At 68.0% G+C, this 22,066-nt stretch carries 19 protein-coding genes; 5 read left to right on the forward strand and 14 right to left on the reverse strand.

The features are described from left to right. Window positions 1-32 precede the first annotated feature (32 nt). Entirely contained in the window at window positions 33-1,079 is a 1,047-nt protein-coding gene (locus BM115_RS06845; protein WP_092291929.1) for an aminoglycoside phosphotransferase family protein, read from the reverse strand. Window positions 1,080-1,257: 178 nt separating this feature from the next. Between BM115_RS06845 and BM115_RS06850 the strand changes: the two genes are divergently transcribed. The 5 genes from BM115_RS06850 to trpS all read left to right on the forward strand — a co-directional run bounded on the left by BM115_RS06850 (window position 1,258) and on the right by trpS (window position 8,305). Further along, window positions 1,258-3,735 carry an LPS-assembly protein LptD gene (locus BM115_RS06850; protein ID WP_092291931.1) on the forward strand — a complete coding sequence of 826 codons (2,478 nt, stop codon included), beginning with the start codon at window positions 1,258-1,260 and terminating at the stop codon, window positions 3,733-3,735. A 9-nt stretch (window positions 3,736-3,744) separates the two neighbouring features. Next, the gene (locus BM115_RS06855) at window positions 3,745-5,256 is read left to right on the forward strand and encodes a peptidylprolyl isomerase (RefSeq protein ID WP_092291933.1); all 1,512 of its coding nucleotides are present in this window, start codon (window positions 3,745-3,747) and stop codon (window positions 5,254-5,256) included. Between the two features lie 30 nt (window positions 5,257-5,286). Further along, complete coding sequence (gene pdxA / locus BM115_RS06860) at window positions 5,287-6,342, forward strand: 4-hydroxythreonine-4-phosphate dehydrogenase PdxA (protein WP_092291935.1); 1,056 nt, start codon at window positions 5,287-5,289, stop codon at window positions 6,340-6,342. Window positions 6,343-6,360: 18 nt separating this feature from the next. Next, entirely contained in the window at window positions 6,361-7,206 is an 846-nt protein-coding gene (rsmA, locus tag BM115_RS06865; RefSeq protein WP_092291937.1) for a 16S rRNA (adenine(1518)-N(6)/adenine(1519)-N(6))-dimethyltransferase RsmA, read from the forward strand. A gap of 61 nt (window positions 7,207-7,267) precedes the next feature. Further along, window positions 7,268-8,305: a tryptophan--tRNA ligase gene (trpS, locus tag BM115_RS06870; RefSeq protein ID WP_092291939.1), complete on the forward strand. Its 1,038-nt coding sequence runs from the start codon at window positions 7,268-7,270 to the stop codon at window positions 8,303-8,305. A gap of 46 nt (window positions 8,306-8,351) precedes the next feature. On the opposite strand, the gene BM115_RS06875 is transcribed toward trpS, so the two are convergent. From BM115_RS06875 to miaB, 13 genes are all read right to left on the reverse strand, one after another. Further along, the gene (locus BM115_RS06875) at window positions 8,352-9,257 is read right to left on the reverse strand and encodes a DMT family transporter (protein WP_092291941.1); all 906 of its coding nucleotides are present in this window, start codon (window positions 9,255-9,257) and stop codon (window positions 8,352-8,354) included. 9 nt (window positions 9,258-9,266) lie between these two features. Beyond that, window positions 9,267-9,674, reverse strand: a complete 408-nt coding sequence (gene gloA, locus BM115_RS06880; protein ID WP_092291943.1) for a lactoylglutathione lyase — start codon at window positions 9,672-9,674, stop codon at window positions 9,267-9,269. A 92-nt stretch (window positions 9,675-9,766) separates the two neighbouring features. Beyond that, complete coding sequence (locus BM115_RS06885) at window positions 9,767-10,642, reverse strand: M48 family metallopeptidase (protein ID WP_092291945.1); 876 nt, start codon at window positions 10,640-10,642, stop codon at window positions 9,767-9,769. Then, complete coding sequence (locus tag BM115_RS06890; protein WP_092291947.1) at window positions 10,639-11,400, reverse strand: lysophospholipid acyltransferase family protein; 762 nt, start codon at window positions 11,398-11,400, stop codon at window positions 10,639-10,641. Before BM115_RS06890 ends, BM115_RS06885 begins: the two co-directional genes overlap by 4 nt. A gap of 15 nt (window positions 11,401-11,415) precedes the next feature. Then, a complete protein-coding gene (gene gmhB, locus BM115_RS06895; RefSeq protein WP_092291949.1) occupies window positions 11,416-12,012 on the reverse strand; it encodes a D-glycero-beta-D-manno-heptose 1,7-bisphosphate 7-phosphatase in 597 nt (198 codons plus the stop codon). Between the two features lie 13 nt (window positions 12,013-12,025). After that, window positions 12,026-14,149: a glycine--tRNA ligase subunit beta gene (gene glyS, locus BM115_RS06900; RefSeq protein WP_092291951.1), complete on the reverse strand. Its 2,124-nt coding sequence runs from the start codon at window positions 14,147-14,149 to the stop codon at window positions 12,026-12,028. A 35-nt stretch (window positions 14,150-14,184) separates the two neighbouring features. Continuing rightward, the gene (locus BM115_RS06905; RefSeq protein WP_255370717.1) at window positions 14,185-14,835 is read right to left on the reverse strand and encodes a hypothetical protein; all 651 of its coding nucleotides are present in this window, start codon (window positions 14,833-14,835) and stop codon (window positions 14,185-14,187) included. Continuing rightward, window positions 14,832-15,797, reverse strand: coding sequence for a glycine--tRNA ligase subunit alpha (gene glyQ, locus BM115_RS06910; RefSeq protein ID WP_092291953.1), 966 nt, complete (start codon window positions 15,795-15,797; stop codon window positions 14,832-14,834). The genes BM115_RS06905 and glyQ overlap by 4 nt, the downstream gene beginning before the upstream one ends. A gap of 500 nt (window positions 15,798-16,297) precedes the next feature. Next, window positions 16,298-17,905: an apolipoprotein N-acyltransferase gene (gene lnt, locus BM115_RS06915; protein ID WP_092291955.1), complete on the reverse strand. Its 1,608-nt coding sequence runs from the start codon at window positions 17,903-17,905 to the stop codon at window positions 16,298-16,300. Then, a complete protein-coding gene (locus BM115_RS06920) occupies window positions 17,902-18,786 on the reverse strand; it encodes an HlyC/CorC family transporter (protein ID WP_092291957.1) in 885 nt (294 codons plus the stop codon). The genes lnt and BM115_RS06920 overlap by 4 nt, the downstream gene beginning before the upstream one ends. A gap of 120 nt (window positions 18,787-18,906) precedes the next feature. Continuing rightward, on the reverse strand, window positions 18,907-19,647 hold the full coding sequence (gene ybeY / locus BM115_RS06925; RefSeq protein ID WP_092291959.1) for an rRNA maturation RNase YbeY: 741 nt from the start codon (window positions 19,645-19,647) through the stop codon (window positions 18,907-18,909). A gap of 2 nt (window positions 19,648-19,649) precedes the next feature. After that, window positions 19,650-20,663 (reverse strand): PhoH family protein, encoded by a 1,014-nt coding sequence (locus tag BM115_RS06930; protein ID WP_092291961.1) that lies wholly within the window; start codon window positions 20,661-20,663, stop codon window positions 19,650-19,652. A gap of 8 nt (window positions 20,664-20,671) precedes the next feature. Then, the gene (gene miaB / locus BM115_RS06935) at window positions 20,672-22,024 is read right to left on the reverse strand and encodes a tRNA (N6-isopentenyl adenosine(37)-C2)-methylthiotransferase MiaB (RefSeq protein ID WP_092291963.1); all 1,353 of its coding nucleotides are present in this window, start codon (window positions 22,022-22,024) and stop codon (window positions 20,672-20,674) included. Window positions 22,025-22,066: the final 42 nt, after the last annotated feature.

A 22,066-nucleotide genomic window follows, 5' to 3' on the forward strand; every position in this document is an offset into this window, starting at 1 on the left:
GCTGGGCGATGCAGGATCAGCGGGGGCGGCGCTCAAAACGTGAACCCGGCGGGGCGCTCGGTGCCTTCCAGGGCATCGAGCAGCCGCACCAGCTTGCGCAGCTCGGTGTAGCGGCCGGCCACGTTGCGCGTGTACTTGAGTACCAGCGGCAGGTTGGCGAGGTAGCCGTCCTTGCCATCCCGGTGGTACAGGCGGGCGAAGATGCCGAGCACCTTCAGGTGGCGCTGCAGGCCCATCCACTCGAAATCGCGGTAGAAGGCGCCGAAATCGGCGTTCAGCGGCAGCCCGGCCTTGCGCGCGCGCTCCCAGTAGCGGATCAGCCAGTCGAGCTGCTGCTCTTCGTCCCACTCTATATAGGCGTCGCGCCAGAGCGAGACCGCGTCATAGGTGGCCGGGCCGATCACGGCGTCCTGGAAGTCCAGGATGCCGGGGTTGGCGCCATCGGGCAGGACCATCAGGTTGCGCGAGTGATAGTCGCGATGCACGTAGACCCGCGGCTGGGCCAGGTTGTTGGCCAGCACGGCGTCGAAGACTTCGCGCAGGTCGGCCTGCTGGGCGTCGTTCAGCGTGGCGCCCAGGTGGCGGCCCACGTACCACTCGGGGAACAGGTCCAGCTCGCGCTGGAGCAGGGCGCGGTCGTAGGCGGGCAGCGTGCCGGGGCGGGTGGCCAGCTGGATCCTGACCAGCGCGGCGGCGGCGTCGTCATAGAGGCCGCGCGCGGACGAGGCGTCCAGCTTCGACAGGTAGGTCTGGCTGCCGAGGTCGGCCAGCAGCAGGAAACCCTGCGCCAGGTCCTGGGCCAGCACGGTGGGCACGGTCACGCCGGCCTCGCCGAACAGCCCGGCCACGTGGATGAACGGCCGGCAGTCCTCGTGCGCGGGCGGGGCGTCCATGACGATGGCCGTCGGATGGGCGGCATGGCCGGTGCGCACGCGGAAGTAGCGGCGGAAGCTGGCGTCGGCGGATGCCGGGGCGCAGGAGTCGGGGTCGATCGACCATGTGGCGCCGAGCCCGGCGACCCAACTCTTGAGCTGGGCGATACGCGGGTCGGAGGTTGGGTCGTGAATAAGTGCTGCCATGCCGGATTGGGTGGATACGATGCCCCGTATAATACCCGACCAGACCCGGGCGCCGGGTGGCCCCCGGGAGGGGCCTTTGTTGCCCCGCAGCCTGCTCCGGCAAGGGTTGGCGGGAAGTACGGAACCGTTCGCGGGACCGTTCCGCAGCCCGGCGCCGAGCCGACCGATAACCGTCCGCATGACCGAACAACAACGATCACCGCATCATCCGGCCACCCGACCGCCCGCGCTGCGCGGCCTGCCGCGGCGCATGCGTGCCGCTTTGCCGGCCAGCACCCTGCGTCCGCTCGTGCTGGCCATGGCGGGCCTGTCGGTGAGCGTGCACGCGCAATATGGCGCGGGCTCGGCCATCCCGAACATCGACATCGCCGAGCCGGCGGTCACCCAGACCCCCGAAGCCCCGCCGCCCGCGCCGCAAGCCGGCGTGCTGGTGCCCCGCCTGGACGAGGCGCCGCCGAAGGCGGCCACGGCCAGCAGCATGAACATCGCGCCGAGCTCGACCCCGTCGAACCCCAACGCCCCGGCCTATGTCTCGGGCGACAGCCTGACCGGCTTCAGCGAAAAGGGCGTGGCGCTCGAGGGCAATGCCGAGCTGCGCCGCGACGGCGCCGTGGTCAAGGGCGACAAGGTGACCTATGACCAGGACACCGACGAGGCCCATGCCACGGGCAACGTGCGCCTGTCCAAGAGCGGCACGCTGGCCATCGGCCCCGAGGCTAAGCTGCGCGTGGAGGCCAATGAGGGCTACATGCTCTCGCCCGATTACTATTTCCAGCAGACTGGCGGCGCGGGCAGCGCGGAGCGCATCGACTTCATCGACCCCGATCGCAGCACGATGAAGAAGGCGTCGTACACGACCTGTTCGCCCGACAACGCCGACTGGTACTTCAGCGCGAACCGCATCGACATCGACAACGACCGCCAGGTGGGCACCGCCTATGGCGGCGTGCTGCGCTTCTTCAATGTGCCGATCGCCGGCGCCCCGGCGTTTTCGTTCCCGCTGAACGACGAGCGTCGCAGCGGGGCGCTGGCGCCGCTGTTCGGCTACAGCTCCAAGTCGGGTCTCGACCTGACGGTGCCGTACTACTTCAACCTGGCGCCGAACCGCGACCTGACACTCTATCCGCGCCTGTTGAGCTCGCGCGGCGTGCAGCTGGGCGGCGACTACCGCTATATCGGTGACGGCTACGCTGGCCGCCTGCGGGCCGAATTCCTGCCGGACGACAAGAAAGCCGAGCGCGACCGCTGGGCGTATTCGTTCCAGCACAGCCAGACGATCGCCAAGGGCCTGACGGCGTATGCCAACGTCAGCAAGGTGTCCGACGACCAGTACCCGGACGACCTGACGCGCTCGGTATCGCAGTCCACGTTGCGCCAGTACACGCAGGAAGGCGGCGTGATCTACAACTGGCAGGACTTTTCTTTCATGGCGCGGGTGCAGAAGTTCCAGACGTTGCGTCCGAGCGAGCCGTCCTACGAGCGCGAGCCGCAGTTGAACGGCCGCTACACGCGCTATGACTTCGGCGGCTTCGATATCGCGGTGGAAGCCGACTACACCCGCTTCCGGATTCCGCTAACGTCCACCGGCATCCAGCAGCCGGAGGGCAACCGCGCGTTTATCCAGCCGGTGATCAGTTACCCGATCATCCGCCCCGGCTGGTTCGTGACGCCGAAGCTGATTTTCAACGCCGCGCAGTACAACATGGACGCCGGCACCAACACCACCGGCGCGCAGACCTCGTTCGGCCGCGCCATTCCGACGGTGAGCCTGGACTCGGGCATGGTGTTCGACCGCGCGGCGCCCGGCGTGAGCAAGCTGTTCGGCGTGAACTACACGCAGACGCTGGAACCGCGCCTGTTCTACGTCTACACGCCGTTCCGCGACCAGAGCCAGTTTCCGCTGTTCGATACTGTCCAGTCAGACTTCGGCTACGGGCAGATCTTCAGCGAGAACGCGTTCACCGGTAATGACCGGATCGCCGACAACAACAAGCTCACGGCGGGCGTGACCACGCGCCTGATCGAGTCCGAGACCGGCATCGAGCGCTTCCGCGGCACGCTGGCGCAGCGCGTGGACTTCACCGGCCAGCGCGTGCAGCTGACCGGTACATCCACAGATACCAAGCCGAGCTATTCTGACTTGCTCGCAGCTACCACGATCCAGCTGTTCCGCGGCTACTATCTCGATGCGGGCATCCAGTACAGCCCCGAGGACAACCGCGTGAACTACTCGAACGTGGCGTTCGCGTGGCGGCCGGAGTCGCGCAAGCTGGTCAACGTGGGCTACCGCTATCGCCGGCCGACCTCGGTGACCGATAACTCGGCCATCGACCAGTTCGAGCTGTCGAGCCAGTGGCCGATCACGCGCCGCACCTACGGTATTGGCCGGGTGGCGTTCGACCAGACCGCCAACCAACTGGTCGATGCGCTGGCCGGCATCGAATACGCCGCCGACTGCTGGGTGGGACGCGTGGTATACCAGCGTTTCCGCAACACCACGCAGGGCTATACCGGCCGGTTCTTCCTGCAGGTGGAATTCCGCGGGTTGTCCAAGATCGGTTCCAACCCGCTGGACATGCTGCGTCTGAACGTGCCGGGCTACGAGCCTGTTACCGCACGTCCGGTGCCCACGTCCCAGTACGATCACTATGAATGACGGACCAAGATGAAACGTCGAGCTTCCAACGCGCTGTCCCGATCCAACCCCCTGTGGCACGTGGCGATGGCTGCCGTGCTTGCCGCGCTGGCCGCGCCAGCCGTGGCGCAGCTCAAGGCCCCGTCGGCGCCCTCGGGCAAGCCGTCACTTTCCGGTAGCGGCAGCGGCAGCGGCCGCACCTCGGGCATCTTCCTGCAGCAGCCCGCCCAGACCGCCGTGCCGCCGAGCGAGCCGCAGATGGGCGTGCCGCAGCCGGGCCAGAAGCGCTCGCAGCTTGTCGATGAAGTGGTGGCGGTGGTCAACAACAGCGTGATCACGCGGCGCGAGCTGCTGGACCGCGCCGACGAGATCGAGAGCCAACTGCGCGCCGCGCAGCGTGAGGTGCCGCCGCGCGCCGACCTGCTCGGCGAAGTGCTCGAGCGCCTGGTGATGGAGCGCGTGCAGACGCAGGCCGCGCAGGACGCCGGCATCCGCGTGACCGACCAGGAAGTCGACCGCGCCATCGAGTCCGTGGCGCAGCAGAACCGCCTGACCGCCACCGAACTGCGCAGCCGCGTGGAAGCCAGCGGCATGAGCTGGACCAAGTATCGTGACGAACTCCGCAAGCAGGTGCAGGTGATTCGCCTGCGCGAGCGCGAGGTCGACTCCAAGGTGCAGGTCTACGACGGCGAGATCGACAACTACCTCGCCGCGCGCAAGGGCGGCGCCGCGCCGGCCGGGCCGACCGAGTACAACGTCGCCCAGATCCTGATCCGCGTGCCCGAAAACGCGTCCGACGCCCAGAAGGCCGAGCTGAAGACCAAGGCCGAGGGCCTGCTGAAGCAGGCGCAGGGCGGGGCGGACTTCGCCGCGCTGGCCAAGGCCAACTCGGAAGCGCCTGAGGCGGCGCAGGGCGGCGCGCTCGGTTTCCGCGAGATCGGCCGCCTGCCGGCGCTGTTCGCCAACGCCGTGGTGGACCTCCAGCCCGGCGCACTGGTGCCCGAGGTGGTGGAGTCGGCCAACGGCTTCCATGTGATCCGGTTGATGGCCAAGCGCGCTGCGCCGGCCGCCGACCAGCCGCAGGCCAGCGAGCGCATCACGCAGACCCAGGTGCGCCACATCCTCGTGCGCACCGGTCCGAACATGCCCGAGGCCGAGGCACGCCGCCAGATGACGACGCTGCGCGACCGCATCACGCACGGCGGCGACTTTGCCGACTTCGCGCGCCGCTTCTCGCAGGACGGCTCGGCCCAGCAGGGCGGCGACCTGGGCTGGGTCTCGTCGGGCGAACTGGTGCCCGAGTTCGAGCAGGCCATGAACCGGCTGCGTCCGGGCGAAATCTCCGACCCGGTGGTCACCCAGTTCGGCGTGCACCTGATCCAGGTGATGAATCGCCGCGAGACCGAGGTGTCGGCGGAGAAGCAGCGCGACTTCGCCCGTTCGGAAGTCCGGGAGCAGAAGCTGCGCGCCGCCTATGATGACTGGGTGCGCCAGCTCCGCAGCGCGGCGTACGTGGAATACCGCATCAACCGCCAGCGCTGATCCGCCGGCGCCCCCGACCCCACCCCATCCATGCCCGACCCGCTCGCGCTAGCCATTACCACCGGAGAACCTGCCGGCATCGGCCCCGACATCACGATCGGGGCGCTGCTGCAGCTTGCCGGCAGCAATGGCAACCGCAACGGGCACTACCGCTTCCATGTGCTGGGCGATGCCCGTCTGCTGGCCAGCCGGGCCGCGGCGCTGGGCGTCGGCCACGCCTGGACGCGCCAGATCGGCGAAGGCGGGGTGGTGGTGGAGGATGTGCCGCTCGGCGTGCAGAGTGAGCCGGGCAAGCTCGACGCCCGCAACGGCCGTTACGTGCTGGCGCTGCTGGACGCCGCCATCGACGGCCTGCAGGCCGGCAAATACGCGGCGATGATCACCGCGCCGGTGCAAAAGAGCACGATCAACGACGCGGGCGTGCCGTTCACCGGCCACACCGAATACCTGGCCGAGCGCGCCGCCGTGCCGCGTGTGGTGATGATGCTGGCCGGCCCGCAGCCGGCCCACGACAACGCCATGCTGCGCGTGGCGCTGGCCACCACGCACCTGCCGCTGCGCGCGGTGCCCGACGCACTCGACATCCCGATGCTGGTGGAGACGCTGACCATCATCGATACCGACCTGCGTCGCCATTTCGGCATCGCCCGGCCGCGCATCCTGGTGACCGGCCTGAACCCGCACGCCGGCGAGAGCGGCCACATGGGGCGCGAGGAGATCGACGTGATCGGCCCCGCCCTGTCCCTGGCCTGCGATGCCGGCATCGACGCCCGCGGCCCCTATCCGGCCGACACGCTGTTCCAGCCGCGCCACCTGCGCGACGCGGACTGCGTGCTGGCGATGTACCATGACCAGGGACTGGCGCCGCTCAAGTACGGCACCTTCGGGCACGGCGTGAACATCACGCTGGGCCTGCCCTTTATCCGCACCTCGGTGGACCACGGCACCGCGCTCGACCTGGCCGGCAGCGGCCGCGCCGAGCACGGCAGCATGATCGAGGCCATCCGCAGTGCCATTACCATGGCTGGCCACGCCAACGGGCGCCATCACGACGGCAATGCCGGCGTGTGGCCCGCTACCCGCTGACCGCCAGCCGCAGACACCATGCGTTCAAACGTGCACCAGGGCCATGTGGCCCGCAAACGATTCGGACAGAACTTCCTGGTCGATGACGGCATCATCCACGGCATCGTCGGCGCGATCGATCCGCAACCGAATGACATCGTGGTCGAGATCGGCCCGGGCCTCGGCGCGCTGACCGACCCGCTGCTCGAGCGCCTGCCGCAGATGCAAGTGGTGGAGCTGGACCGCGACCTCGTGGACCGCCTGCGCCGCCGCTACAACGACCGGCTGGTCGTGCACGCCGGCGACGCGCTGGCGTTCGACTTCGGCAAGCTGCACGAGACCGGCCGCCCGCTGCGCATCGTCGGCAACCTGCCGTACAACATTTCCAGCCCGCTGCTGTTCCACCTGATGGACTTCGCGGACCAGGTGCGCGACCAGCACTTCATGCTCCAGAAGGAAGTCGTGGAGCGCATGGTGGCGGACCCGGGCAGCAAGGCCTTCGGGCGGCTGTCGATCATGCTCCAGGTGCGCTATCACATGGAACATGTGCTCGATGTGCCACCTGGCTCGTTCAATCCGCCGCCCAAGGTCGATTCTGCCGTGGTGCGCATGATCCCGTGGCCGCGCGGCGAGGATGGCCGGCTGCGCTCGCCGTACCCCGCCTGCGACGCAGGCGTGCTGGGCGACGTGGTGACCGCCGCGTTCTCGCAGCGCCGCAAGGTGCTGCGCAACACGCTGTCCTTCCTGCGCGATCAGGTCGACTTCGACAAGCTCGGCTTCGACCTTACCCGCCGCGCCGAGGAAGTGCCCGTGGCCGAGTATGTCGAGCTGGCGCGCACCGTCGGCGACAGCGCCGCGCCCCGCCCCGCGCGCGGCGTGGCCTGAATCACGCATAGTTTTCCGTTTTCCGAATTTTTTCGAATATTCCGAAGTTCCAGCGACGCTTATGACCGCCAACACGCTAACCGCGAAAACCGACCCGCGTCCCGTCATCCTGACCGGTGACCGCCCCACCGGCCCGCTGCACCTGGGCCACTTCGTCGGCTCGCTCAAGAGCCGCGTCGCCCTGCAGGACTCGCACAAGCAGTACGTGCTGCTGGCGGACACGCAGGCCATGACCGACAACGCCCACGATCCGGAAAAGGTGCGGCGCAACGTGCTGGAAGTGGCGCTAGACTACCTGGCCGTCGGCATCGACCCGGCCAAGACCACGATCACCGTGCAGTCGCACCTGCCCGCGCTGGCCGAACTGACGCTGATGTACCTGAATTTCGTCACGGTGGCGCGCCTCGAACGCAATCCGACGATCAAGGAAGAGATCCAGGCGCGCGGGTTTGGCCGTGACATCCCGGCGGGCTTCCTGTGCTATCCCGCCTCGCAGGCGGCGGACATCACCGGCTTCAAGGCCGTGCTGGTGCCGGTGGGCGAGGACCAGGCGCCGCTGATCGAGCAGACCAACGAGATCGTGCGCCGGATTAACCATCAGGTGGGTCGCGACGTGCTGCCCGAAGCCGCCGCGCTGATCCCCAAGCATGGCCGCCTGCCGGGTGTCGATGGCAAGGCCAAGATGAGCAAGTCGTTGGGCAACGCGATTCCGCTGGGCGCCTCGCCCGAGCAGATCAAGGAAGCGGTGCACCGCATGTACACCGACCCGAACCACCTGAAGGTGTCCGATCCGGGCCAGGTGGAGGGCAATGTCGTGTTCACCTACCTCGATGCGTTCGATCCGAACGTGGAGGAAGTGACCGAGCTGAAGGACCACTACCGCCGTGGCGGCCTGGGCGACATGGTGCTCAAGCGCCGTGTGGAAGGCATCCTGCAGGAGATGCTGCGCCCGATCCGCGAGCGCCGTGAGGAACTGGCGAAGGACCCGGGCTATGTGTTCGAGATCCTGCGCAAGGGCACGGCCGAAGCGCGCGAACTGACCCAGCAGACGCTGGAAGAGGTACGCGACGCGCTCGGAATGTTCTCGTTCCCGCGCTAAGTCGTTCGATGACAGGCGCCGCGAGCTTGATCGCGGTGCCTGTGCCTCAGCCCTTCCGGTTCACCAGCACGATCCCCAGCAGCACCAGCACCGCCGCCGCGCCGAAGCGCAGGCCGACGGCGTCGTGCATCAGCAGCACCCCGAAGGCTACGCCGAACAGCGGTGTCAGGAACGAAAACACCGACAGCCGCGACGCCAGGTACTGCCTGAGCAGCCAGAACCAGATCAGGTAGCTCGCAAACGCGATCAGCACCGACTGGTAGAACAGGCTCGCCACCACCATCCCGTTGACTTCCACCCGCCCGGCCTGACCCGCCGCTAGCGCCATCGCCAGCAGCAGCACCGCCGAGACCGCCAGCTGGTACAGCAGCGTCTTGCTGGCCGGGGCGCTTGAGAGCGAGCTGGCGCGCACGACGATGGTCGTGGCCGCCCAGAGCGCGCCGGCGACCACGCCCAGCGCGTCGCCGAGCAGCGTGCTGGCATGCGCCGAGGTGGCCGCGATGCCATCGACAAAGGCCAGCGCCATGCCGCAGAACGCCAGCACCACGCCCAGCCACTGGCCGCGCCGCAGGTGCTCGCCGGGCACGAAGAGGTGCAGGCCCAGCGCCGTGAAGATCGGCGCGGTGTAGAGGAACACGGCCATGCGCGAGGCCGTGGTGTGGCCCAGCCCGACGAAGATGCAGAAAAACTCGGCGCCGAACAGCAGCCCGGCCACCAGCCCGGGGCGCAGCGTGCCGTCGCGCTGCCACAGCGGCGTGCCGCGCCAGGACGCGAAGGCGAACACCAGCAGCGCCGCAATCGCCGAGCGCACGCCGGCCTGGAGCACGGCGCCCATCAGCGGCGCCGTCACCTTGATCACCACCTGTTGCAGGCCCCAGGCGGCGCACAGCAACACCATCAGGCCGATGGCCGTGCCGTCCAGCGGGCGCCGCGTCAGGGCTTGCGTGTTCATCGGGCTGGCTTACGGGCGCGACGCGTCACGCGTCGAATGCCGCTCGATCAGCTCGATCTTGTAGCCGTCCGGATCCTCGACGAAGGCGATCACCGTGGTGCCGCCCTTGACCGGACCGGCCTCGCGCGTGACCTTGCCGCCCGCCGCGCGGATGCGCTCGCAGGCCGCCGCGGCGTCCGGGGTTTCCAGCGCGATGTGGCCGTAGGCGGTGCCCAGGTCGTACTGGTCCACGCCGTAGTTGTAGGTCAGCTCGAGCACGGCCGTCTCGCTCTCGGGGCCGTAGCCGACGAACGCCAGGCGGTACTTGTACTCGGGGTTGTCGCTCTCGCGCAGCAGCTGCATGCCGAGCACGCGCGTGTAGAAGTCGATGGAGCGCTGGTAGTCGCCAACGCGGAGCATGGTGTGGAGGAGTCGCATGGGGAGCCCTTTTCTGGAATTCGTAGGATGGCGAGGCCGTATTTTAGTCCGGATGGCGGGGCCTCGCCGGCGGCTCCCCGCCTCGCCGGGCGTCAGAACGTCGGCAGCAGCTCGGGCGGATGCGCGCGCAGCTGGGCGCGGGCATCGCGGAACTCGGGAAAGATCGATTCCACGGTTTCCCAGAAGCGCGGGCCGTGGTTCATTTCCTTGAGGTGCGCCAGTTCGTGCGCGGCCACGTAGTCGATCATCGACAGCGGGAAATGCATGAGCCGCCAGTTCAGGCGGATCTTGCCGTCGGCGGTGCAGCTACCCCAGCGCGTGGCGGCCGAGGTCAGCGCGAAGCCGGTGTGGCGCACGCCGAGCTTGTCGGCGTAGATATCGAGCCGCTCCACCAGCAGGCGGCGCGCCTGGTGCTGGAGCCAGCCCTGCACGCGGTCCTTGATCTGCTGCTCGTCGGCGTGCGTCGGCAGCGCCAGGTGCAGCACGCGCGTGTCGGCGTCGAACAGCAGCGCGCCGGCCGGCGAATCGAGCTGGAGCGTGATCGGCTTGCCCAGGAACGGCAGGCTCGCGCCCTCGCGCCATTGCACCGTCGGCAGTATGCGGCGAGCCTCGCGGTGGCGCCACTCGCCCAGCTTGTTGAAGATCCAGCGCTGCTTTTCCAGGATGGCCGACTCGATATCGGTCAGCGTAACCCAGCGTGGCGCCGTGATCGACAGCCCGCGGTCATCCACCGTAAAGCCGATGGTGCGTCGCGACGAGCGCTTGAGCGCGTAGTGGAGCATGCGCTCGCCCACGTGCAGCGTGCGGCCGTTGGGCAGGGCGGGTGGCCAGGTGTCGGCCGGGGGCGTGTCCAGCGAGGGCGCCAGCAGCGCGGCATCCGCGGCGGAGGCAGCGCTGGGCGCAGCCTCCGCGAGCGGCAGTTCGAGCTGCGCGCCGGGGTTGTCGGGAGTGGGACGCAGCAGCTTCATGCGGCGGCTTCGCTGGGGTTGCGGCGATAGCTTTCGGGATCGATCCGGCGCATCTCGGCCTCGATCCACGCTTCCACTTCCTGGTTCAGCACGTCGGCGGTCTTGTTGGCCGACGAAATCGGCATGCCGATCGAGATCGTGATCAGGCCGGGGTATTTCAGGAAGGAGTTGCGCGGCCAGACGCGTCCGGAGTTGACCGCCATCGGGATCACCCAGGCGCCGGTTTCCACGGCCAGCCGGGCGCCGCCGCTCTTGTAGCGGGGGTTCTCCTGGCCGGCGCGCGTGCGCGTGCCTTCGGGGAACATGATGATCCAGGCGCCCTCGGCGAGCCGGTCGCGGCCCTGGCGCGCGGCCGAGGCGAACGCGCGCGTGCCTTCCTTGCGGTTGATATGGACCATCTTGAGCATGCCCAGCGCCCAGCCGAAGAACGGCACGAACAGCAGCTCGCGCTTGAACACGAAGCACAGCGGCTTGGGCATCAGCGCCACGTAGGCCACGGTTTCCCAGGCGGACTGGTGCTTGGAGAGCAGCACCACGGGCTTGTCGAGCATCGCGTCCATGCGCTCGCCGTTTTCGATGCGGTAGCGCATGCCGCAGATCAGGCGGCCAGCCCAGATCACGAGCAGGGGCCAGCCACGCACGAAGCGGAAGCGCCGGTCGGCGTTCATGAACGGGAAGGCGATGAAGCAGGCGCACGCGTAGGGCGGCGTGAGCACGATCAGGTACAGCGCGAACAGCAGGGAACGGATAAAGGTCATCAGTGTGGCCGGAATTCAGGGGGCGCTGGGCGCGGGTGACGAAGACGCCTTGTGGGCGGCATCGCCGGCAATCAGCCAGCGGGCGAACGCGGCCAGGTCGTCGTGGATGCGCGTGCCGGCGGGCAGGGTGCCCTTGTCACGCGTCTTCACGCCCTTGCCGGTCAGGACCAGATGGGGGATGCAGCCAACCGCCACGCCGGCTTCGAGGTCGCGCAGGGAGTCGCCCACCACGGGCACGCCGCGCAGCTCCAGGCCGAAGCGCTCGCCGATCTGCTCGAACAGGCCCGACTTGGGCTTGCGGCAGTCGCAGTTGTCGGCGGCCGTGTGCGGGCAGAAGAACACCGCCTCCACGCGCCCGCCGAGGTTGGCCAGCCCCTTGTACATCTTCTCGTGCATCGCATTCAGCGCGCTCATCTCGAACAGGCCGCGCCCGATGCCGGACTGGTTGCTCGCGATCACCACGCGGTAGCCGGCCTGGTTCAGCGTGGCGATGGCCTCGAGGCTGCCGGCGATCGGCACCCATTCATCGGGCGTCTTGATGAAGTGGTCGCTGTCGAGGTTGACCACGCCGTCGCGGTCGAGGATCACAAAGCGGGGCTGGGACTGTGGCATCGCAGGGCTCCGGTCAGGCGGCCAGCTTGGAGATGTCCGCCACGCGGTTGGCCAGCGTGTGCAGCGTGGCCAGCAGCGCAAGCCGGTTCGCGCGCAGGCGCGCGTCCTCGGCCATCACCATCACGTCGTTGAAGAAGCGGTCCACGGCGTCGCGGAGCTGGGCCAGGTCGCGCAGGGCGCCGGTGAAGTCGCCGCTGGCGAAGGCCGCTTCCACACCCGGACGCACGCGTTCGATGGCGGCATGCAGCGCGCCCTCGGCGTCTTCCTGGAACAGCGCCGTGTCGACCGTGCCGATGGCTTCGTCGGTCTTGCGCAGGATGTTCGTGATGCGCTTGTTGGCGGCGGCCAGTGCCTCGGCCTCGGGCAGCGCGGCGAAGGTGCGCACGGCCTCCATGCGGCCCAGCACGTCATGCAGTTGCTGCGGGCGCAGGCTCACCACGGCTTCCACCTCGTTGGTGGTGTAGCCCTTGTCCTTGAGGTAGCCGCGCACGCGGTCGAACAGGAAATCGGTGATGGCCTCGCGCGACGGCTTGACGGCGACGATCCCCGCGAACGCCTGCTCGGTCAGCGCCAGCAGGGTGTCCAGCGGCACCGCCAGCGGGCGCTCGATCAGCATGCGCAGGATGCCCAGCGCGTGGCGGCGCAGCGCGAACGGATCCTTCTCGCCGGTGGGCTGGAGGCCGATACCCCAGATGCCGACCAGTGTCTCGAGCTTGTCGGCCAGCGCCACGGCGGTGCTGACGGCACCCTCGGGCAGCGCGTCGCCGGCAAAGCGCGGGCGATAGTGTTCCGAGCACGCCAGCGCCACCTCGTCGGCTTCGCCGTCATGGCGCGCGTAGTAGGTGCCCATCGTGCCCTGGAGTTCGGGAAACTCGCCGACCATGTCGGTCAGCAGGTCGGCCTTGGCCAGTTCGGCGCCGCGCATGGCGGCGGCCTTGTCGACGGTCACGCCGTGGGCATTCATCGCGTCGGCGATGTGGCCGGCAATCTGCTGCAGGCGCTGCACACGGTCCAGCTGGCTGCCGATCTTGTTGTGATAGACCACGTTGCCGAGCTGCGGCACGCGCGAGGCCAGCGTCTTCTTGCGATCCTGGTCGAAGAAGAACTTGGCGTCGGCCAGGCGCGGGCGCACCACGCGCTCGTTGCCGGTGACGATGGACTCGGGCGTCTCGGTGGCCAGGTTCGACACGATCAGGAAGCGGTTGCGCAGGTGGCCGGCGGCGTCGGTCAGCGCGAAATACTTCTGGTTGGTCTGCATGGTCAGGATCAGGCATTCCTGCGGCACGGCCAGGAAGACTTCCTCGAAGTGGCAGGGATAGACCACCGGCCACTCGACCAGCGAGTTCACTTCGTCCAGCAGCGCGTCCGGCATGACCACCTGGTCGGCGCCGGCTTCCTTGAGCAGGGCGGTGCGGATGCGCTCACGGCGGTCGGCATAGCTCGCCACCACGCGGCCCTTGTTCTCCAGCAGCGTGGCGTATTCCGCCGCGTGCGGGATCTCGAGGGTGCCTTCGGACAGGAAGCGATGGCCCAGCGTGACATTGCTGGCCGGCAGGCCGAGCACGGACACCGGCACGATCTCGGCGCCGAACAGCGCAATCAGGCTGTGCGCGGGGCGTACGAAGTGCACCGTGGTGCCGTCCGGGCGCTGGTAGCTCATCAGCTTCGGAATCGGCAGCTTGCCGATTGCCTCGTCCAGCGCGGCCTGGAGGCCGTCGGCCAGCGTAGCCCCCTTGGCGGTGTAGCGATGGAACAGCGCCTCGGCCTTGCCGTCGGAGGCACGCTCCAGCGTCTGCCAGTCGATCTCGGCCACGCCGACGGACTTGGCCAGCGCGGCCAGTTTCTTGCCGAGCGGGGCGGTGGGGGCGCCGTTGGCGTCCAGCGCCACGGAGACGGGCAGGACCTTCTCGCGCTGCTCGCGGTCGGGGGCGCTGCGGCGCACGCCGGTCACCAGTGCGGCCAGGCGGCGCGGCGTGGCGAACGGGGTCACGCTGGCGCCGGCCTCAAGCAGGTCGCGCGCGCGCAGGCCGTCAGTCAGGCCTTGCGCGAAGGCATCGCCCAGGCGGGCGAGCGCCTTGGGCGGCAGCTCTTCGGTGAACAGTTCGATCAGCAGCGAATCGGTCATGGGTTGCGACATGAATCGTATCCAACGGGTATGAAAGGCGCGCGCTGTCAGCAGCGCGGCGCGAGATTGGGTTCTACGCCAGACAGCAGCCACAGGCCGTTCTGCTGGCGGAATTGCAGCGTGGTGTAGGCGCACTGCGCCACCACGCCGGAGGCGCCACGGGCGCCGGCGGCCGGGAAGCGGGCGTCGATGCGCTGCTGGCGGCGGTCATAGCGGATCTCGTCGATCCGTCCGCCCACCCAGAAATCGATCTTCTGCGGCAACTGCGCCGCTGAATAATAGTTGCGGACGGTGCGGCGCGAGCGGCCGTTGCGCTCTTCCCACGTGGCCCACTGCAGCGGGTAGCGGATGGCGCTCTCGTAGGTGCGCAGCGGCACGCGGTGCCAGCCGAGGTCGCGCGAGCCGGACAGGTCGCACGAGAACGAGCGCACCAGCTGCGTCCACTGGTCGATGCTGGCCAGCGACGGCTTCCAGTGCCGGGCGATGGCCTGCTGGAGCGCCTGCGGGTCGGCCTCGCAGATATTGGCGAGGTCGGCCGGCAGGTACAGCGCCTGCGGCACCGGGGTGGTGGCCGCGCGGGCAGCCGCCTGCGCCGCGCCGGGCGCCGCCAGCAGGCCGCCCAGCGTTGCCAGCGACACCACGGTCGCCAGCGCTGTCAGGCGCCTCGGCATGCGTGCGCCGCGCACGCGCGAGGTCATGCGCGGGCCCCGTTGCCGCACATCGGGAAGCCGAGCGCTTCGCGCGAGTCGTAGTAGGCCTGCGCCACCTGGCGCGACAGATTGCGGATACGGCCGATGTAGGCCGCGCGCTCGGTCACGGAGATCGCGCCCCGGGCATCGAGCAGGTTGAACGTGTGTGCCGCCTTGAGCACTTGTTCGTAGGCCGGCAGCGCCAGACGCACGCCGGAATCCTTCTTCTGGCCGTCTTCGGTGGTCTCGCCGCGACTGTCACCCACCTCGCCCATCAGCCGGCGGGCCTCGCCCTCGTGCTCGGAGAAATGGCGGAACAGGATCTCGGTGTTGCTGTGTTCGAAGTTGTAGGTGGACTGCTCCACCTCGTTCTGGTGGTAGACGTCGCCATAGGTCAGGCGGCGCGTCTCGCCGTTCTCGACCCACTCGGTCCAGACCAGGTCATAGACGTTCTCCACCTGCTGGAGATACATCGCCAGACGTTCGATGCCGTAGGTGATCTCGCCCGTGATCGGCTTGCAGTCGATGCCGCCGACTTGCTGGAAGTAGGTGAACTGGGTCACTTCCATGCCGTTGAGCCAGACTTCCCAGCCCAGGCCCCAGGCGCCGAGCGTGGGATTCTCCCAGTCGTCCTCGACGAAGCGGATGTCGTTCTGCTTGAGGTCCAGCCCCAGCGCTTCCAGCGAGCCCAGGTACAGGTCGAGGATGTTCTCGGGCGCGGGCTTGAGTACCACCTGGTACTGGTAGTAGTGCTGCAGGCGGTTCGGGTTCTCGCCATAGCGGCCATCCTTGGGGCGCCGCGACGGCTGCACGTAGGCCGCGCGCCAGGGCTCGGGGCCGATCGCGCGCAGGAACGTGTGCACATGCGACGTCCCTGCGCCGACCTCCAGATCGATCGGTTGCAGCAACGCGCAACCCTGCCGGTCCCAGTAGGCCTGCAGGGTAAGAATCATTTGTTGGAAGGTCAGCATAGGAAGACGAAAAAGAAAGCCGCCGGCAAGTGCACGAGCGGTCTCGTGCCAGGATTGCCAAACCCTGAATTCTATCGGGTTTTGGCCACAAGCCGACCGGAACAGGGGGCAATCCCGTACGTTGTGTCACGAAACGGGCCCCGGCGGCGGTGTCGGGCTTTCGCAACGGGTCGGGTAAATCCTGACACGCCATTCAGAACCCGCCGATAGGTGCCGATACTATTTTTGTATACAGTGGAACTACGCAGCCGCTTCACAGCGCGCTGCTCCCGGGCAGCCTCCTCAGGGGGACAACCGCTCATAAAAGGTGTCCGGGCAACAATAACTTTTGGGGATTGGTCATGACGCTACTTTCTCGCAAACCATATCTTGTCGCCCTGGCCGTGATGGCCGCCGCAGCCGCGGTATCGGTGGCGACCTCGGTCCTGGGCTAACCGCTCCGGGCCGTAAAGAAAACGGGCCCTCAGGCCCGTTTTTTTCATTGGCGAAGCGTCACGCCGCTACGGGCGTGCCCGCCGCCGCGCGCCGAACGCCAGCGCGAGCACGATCAGGCAGGCCGCCAGCGCCGGCACATTGCCCCATCGCACAAAGGGGGTGAGCCCCTGCGTACCCTGCACCGTGGCCGCGAGCGTGCCGAGCTGGAAGGTCGGCAGCCGCGCCTGCACCGTGCCATCTGGCTTCACCACCGCCGTCATGCCGGTATTGGTCGCGCGCAGCATCGGGCGGCGCGTCTCCAGGGCGCGCATCCGCGAGATCTGGAGATGCTGGTCCAGGGCGATGGTGTCGCCGAACCATGCCAGATTCGTCACATTTGCCAGCATATTGGCCGGTGACGGCTGCTGGCGCAGGGTGGCGGCGATTTCCTCGCCGAACAGATCCTCGTAGCAGATGTTGGGCGCGACATGGATGCCGCGCACCGGCACCGCCGGCTGGTCCAGCCCGCCGCGCCGGAAGTCGCCGAGCGGCATCTTCATCATGTCCACGAACCAGTGGAACCCGAACGGGATGAACTCGCCGAACGGCACCAGATGGTGCTTGTTATAGCGGTAGAGCGTGGGCTGCTCCGGGCCGATGGCGAACACGCTGTTGGTGAAGTCCACCGGCGAATCGGCCCCGGCCGCGCCGAACAGCACCGTGGTGCCAGTGGATTCCATATGCCGGCGCACTGCCTGGGCGATATCGACCGGCAGTTCCTGGAGGATCACCGGGAACGCGGTTTCGGGCGTGACCACGAGGTCCGCCGGCTCCGCCGTAATCAGGTCGCGGTACAGCTCCAGCGAACGCTGGATGCCCACCGGCTCGAACTTGATGTCCTGCGCGACGTTGCCCTGCAGCAGCCGCACCGAGATTGGCTCGCCCACCGGCGTGGTCCAGGCGATGGGCGTCAGCGCGAAGCCCAGCGCGGGCAGGCCGATGACGAGGGCCAGCGCGGTGACGAGGCCACGGCGCGACGCGGTGTCCTGCGTAGCCGAGCGGCGCAGGGCGGCGCGTACCGCCGTCACCAATAGCGCGGCTACAACCGCAGCCAGCGCGGTAATGCCGTACACGCCGATCAGCGGGGCGAAGCCGGCGAGTGGCCCGTCGGTATGGGGATAGCCGCTGCCCAGCCACGGGAAGCCCGTGAAGACCACGCCGCGCAGCCATTCGCCCAGCGCCCAGGTGGCGCCGAACGCCAGCGCCGGCAGCACGCCGTGGCGTCCGCGCTGGGTCAGCCAGTGCCAGACGCCGCCCGCCAGCGCGGGCCAGATCGACAGATAGCCGGCAAACAGCACCACGGCCAGCCCGGCCATCCAGGCCGGCATCTCGCCGTAGACATGCATGCTGATATAAAGCCACCAGATGCCGGACAGGAACCAGCCCAGCCCGAACGCGTAGCCCGTGGCGGCCGCCGCGCGCGGGCGCGGGGCATCGGCGAGCAGGGCGACCAGCCCGGCCATCGACAGGATCTGCAGCCACCACCAGTCATGGGGCGCGAACGCCTGCGTATGGGCGACGCCGAGCGTCGCCGCCATGAGCAGCCGGAACACAGCGGTAGCGGACCCGGCGCGCTGGCCGGTTTGCCGGGCGCTCGCCGTGCTGGCGGCGCCGGCCTGGACTTCGCGCGTCATGCGTCGGCCACGGCCAGGTGGTCGGTCGCCTCGCGGCGCACCTGGAGCAGGTGCACCTGCCGTGCGTCGGCGCGCAGCACTTCGAAGCGGAGCGGCGGCAAAGTGATGATTTCGCCACGATGGGGCACGTGCCCCAGATGATTGGTCAGCAGGCCACCCACGGTGTCCACGTCGTCATCGGGGAAGGCGGTGCCGAAGGCCTCGTTGAACTGCTCGATCTCGGTCAACCCGTGCACGCGCCAGGCGCCATCGGCGGTCGGCAGGATGTTGTCGTGGTCCTCGTCGAGGTCGAATTCGTCCTCGATGTCACCCACGATCTGTTCGAGCACGTCCTCGATTGTCACCAGCCCCGCCACGCCGCCGTATTCGTCCACGACGATGGCGATGTGGTTGCGGTTGATCCGGAACTCGCGCAGCAGGATGTTGAGCCGCTTGGACTCGGGGATGAACACGGCCGGGCGCAGCGTTTCGCGCAGGTCGAACGTGTCGTCGGTGTAATAGCGCAGCAGGTCCTTGGCCAGGAGGATGCCGATGATGTTGTCGCGGCTGCCTTCGTAGACCGGAAAGCGCGAGTGCGCCGTCTGCTGCATATAGGGGATAAACGTCTCGGGCGCGTCGGCGATGTTGACGGCGTCCATCTGGGCGCGGGGCACCATGATGTCGCGGGCGGTCAACTCGGAGACCTGGAATACACCCTCGATCATCGAGAGCGAATCGGCGTCGATCAGGTTGCGCTCATGCGCTTCCTGCAGCACTTCCAGTAGTTCGGCGCGCGTGTCCGGCTCAGGGGAAATGAAATCGGTGAGGCGTTCGAGAAGGGACCTTGGGCGATCCGCCTGCTTGTGATTGGCAGGTTTCGAACTGGGATAGGGGTCGTTCATGTCGCGGCTTAGCGCGTGGTGGAGATCGTCTGAAGCATACACTAAAAGGATTCCAGCCCCGTGACAGGGGGTGCCGTGGCGCACGCAGGTGGCGCACACGGCACTTCACAATCCTTCGCTTCAGCGATCCTCGCGCACCGGCAGGTACGGGTCGGCGTAGCCGAGCGCCTGGAGCGTCTCGGTCTCGATCGCCTCCATTTCCTCGGCCTCGCCGTCATGCTCGTGCTCGTAGCCCTGGGCGTGCAGCGCGCCATGGACGATCAGGTGCGCGTAGTGGGCGTCGAGCGGCTTCTTCTGCGCCTTGGCCTCGGCCTCCACCACTGGGCAGCACAGCACGATGTCGCCGGTCACCGGGTCGTCGGCGTGCTCCGCGTAGGCGAAGGTCAGCACATTGGTCGCGTAGTCCTTGCCGCGATAGGTGCGGTTCAGCGTGCGGCCTTCTTCCTCGTCGACGAAACGGATGGTCAGCGTGGCATCGGCGAACAGCGCCGAGCGCACCCATTTGCCGATCTGCTTGGCGGAGGGCAGGCCGGTGCGCTTGCGCACGCCATCGCCATACTGGACGTCGAGTTCGACCTCAGGCGGCGTGGCCGGGGTGCCGGTGGTGGTCACAAGTGGCGTAGCCGTCACGGCGACCGACACGGCGTCGTGGTTGTCCGGCCGCACCAGCAGGCCGGCCTGCTGGCGGGTATCGGTGTGTTCGGCCAGCAGGGCCACCACGCCGTCGGCGGCCTGGGACAGGTCCACGGTCAGGCTGCGCCCATCGGGCAGTTGCACGCGCAGCGCGTTTGCGGCGCTCTTGCGCGCGCGGCCGTCGGCATCGAACAGGATGAGGCTGGCGGCGGGAGACTTCTTGGTCAAGATCAGGCGTCCTTGTGCTGGGCGTGGAATTCGTCATACGCATCGACGATGCGCGCCACCAGGGGATGGCGCACGACGTCGGTGCTGGTAAAGCGCGTGAACGCGACGCCGCGTACATCGCGCAGCACGTGCTGGGCTTCCACCAGGCCGCTTTTCTGCCCGCGCGGCAGGTCGATCTGGGTGGTGTCGCCGGTAATCACGGCCTTGGCGCCGAAGCCGATCCGCGTCAGGAACATCTTCATCTGTTCCGGCGTGGTGTTCTGGGCTTCGTCGAGGATGATGAACGCGTGGTTCAGCGTGCGGCCGCGCATGTAGGCCAGCGGCGCGACTTCGATCATCTGGCGCTCGAACATTTTCTGCGTGCGATCGAAACCGAGCAGGTCGTACAGGGCGTCGTAGAGCGGGCGCAGGTAGGGGTCCACCTTCTGGGCGAGGTCGCCCGGCAGGAAGCCGAGCCGCTCGCCGGCCTCCACGGCCGGGCGGGTCAGCACGATGCGCTTGACGGCATCGCGCTCGAGCGCGTCCACGGCGCAGGCCACGGCCAGGTAGGTCTTGCCCGTGCCGGCCGGGCCGATGCCCAGCGTCAGGTCGTGCGCGAGGATGTGGCGCAGGTACTCGCGCTGCGTGGCGGTGCGGCCCTGCAGCCCGATGCGGCGCGTGTGCAGCACCGGGGATTCATCCAGCCCGCGCGGGTCTTCCTCGCCATTGGCGTAGCCGCTGGCCGTGGTCTCGGGCAGGTAGGCGCCGTGCGCGGAGATCTGGCGCGATTCCACCAGCCCAAGCTGGATGTCGTCGATCGACAGCGACACGCGCGAATCGTTATAGAAGCGCTCCAGCGCCAGCGCGGCGTCCTGGGCGCGCGCGCCGCGCACCGTCATGCGGTGGCCGCGGCGCTGGATCGTCACGTCGAGCGCCTGCTCGATCTGGCGCAGGTTCTCGTCGAGCGGCCCGCACAGGTTCTGGAGCCGCGCGTTGTCGTCCTTGGGTGCGACGAATTCCGCCGTCTGGATTTTCATGGAGGTCCTTACTGGCGCACCACGATCTCGCCGCGCAGCGAGTGCGGGAATGCCTGCGTGATGCTGACATCGACCATCTGGCCGATCATCTGGTCGCGCCGCGCCTGCGGTACGCCGGGCAGCGCGAAGTTGACCACGCGGTTGTTCTCGGTGCGGCCGTGCAGCTCGGTGGGGTCCTTGCGGGCCGGGCCTTCCACGAGGATGCGCTGGACCGTGCCGACCATGCCCTGGCTGATGCGCTGCACGTTTTCCTCGATGGTGGCCTGCAGCCGCTGGAGGCGGCGCAGCTTCACGTCATGCGGGGTGTCGTCGTGCAGGTTGGCCGCCGGCGTGCCGGGGCGCGGGCTGAAGATGAACGAGAACGAGGTGTCATAGCCGACTTCCTCGATCATCGACATCAGCTTCCCGAAGTCGGCATCGGTCTCGCCGGGGAAGCCGATGATGAAGTCGGACGACATCGACATGGTCGGCCGGATCGCCCGCAAGCGGCGAATAATGCTCTTGTACTCGAGCGCGCTGTAGCCGCGCTTCATCGCCATCAGGATGCGGTCCGAGGCGTGCTGCACAGGCAGGTGGAGATGGTTCACCAGCTTGTCGCAGCGCTCGTACAGCTCCACCAGCCGCGAGGTGAACTCCTTCGGATGGCTGGTGGTGTAGCGGATGCGCTCGATGCCGGGGATCTCGGCCACGTATTCGATCAGCAGGGCGAAATCGGCGATTTCCGTCGTACCGCCCATCGCGCCGCGATAGGCGTTGACGTTCTGGCCCAGCAGCGTGACTTCGCGCACGCCCTGGTCGGCCAGGCCGGCCACTTCGGCCAGCACGTCCTCGAACGGGCGCGAGACTTCCTCGCCGCGCGTGTAGGGCACCACGCAGTAGCTGCAATACTTCGAGCAGCCTTCCATGATCGAGACGAACGCGCTCGGGCCGTCCACCTTGGCGGGCGGCAGGTGGTCGAACTTCTCGATCTCGGGGAAGGAAATGTCGACCTGGGACTGGCCGGTGCGGCGGCGGCGATCGATCAGGTCCGGCAGGCGGTGCAGCGTCTGCGGGCCAAACACGACGTCCACGTAGGGCGCGCGGGAGACGATGCTGGCGCCTTCCTGGCTGGCCACGCAGCCACCCACGCCGATCACGAGGTCCGGCTTGGCGGCCTTGAGCGCCTTCATGCGGCCCAGCTCGGAGAACACCTTCTCCTGGGCCTTCTCGCGCACGGAGCAGGTGTTGAAGAGGATGACGTCGGCGTCTTCGACGTTGTCGCAGGGCTCCATGCCCTGCGTGGCGTTGAGTACGTCCACCATCTTGTCCGAGTCATACTCGTTCATCTGGCAGCCGTACGTCTTCACGAATACTTTTTTCATGGTGCCGGTCTCAGTGGTTTACCTGGGGGCATCAGGGTTTGC

Origin of the sequence: Cupriavidus sp. OV096, assembly GCF_900115455.1 — a bacterium.
Classification (GTDB): domain Bacteria; phylum Pseudomonadota; class Gammaproteobacteria; order Burkholderiales; family Burkholderiaceae; genus Cupriavidus.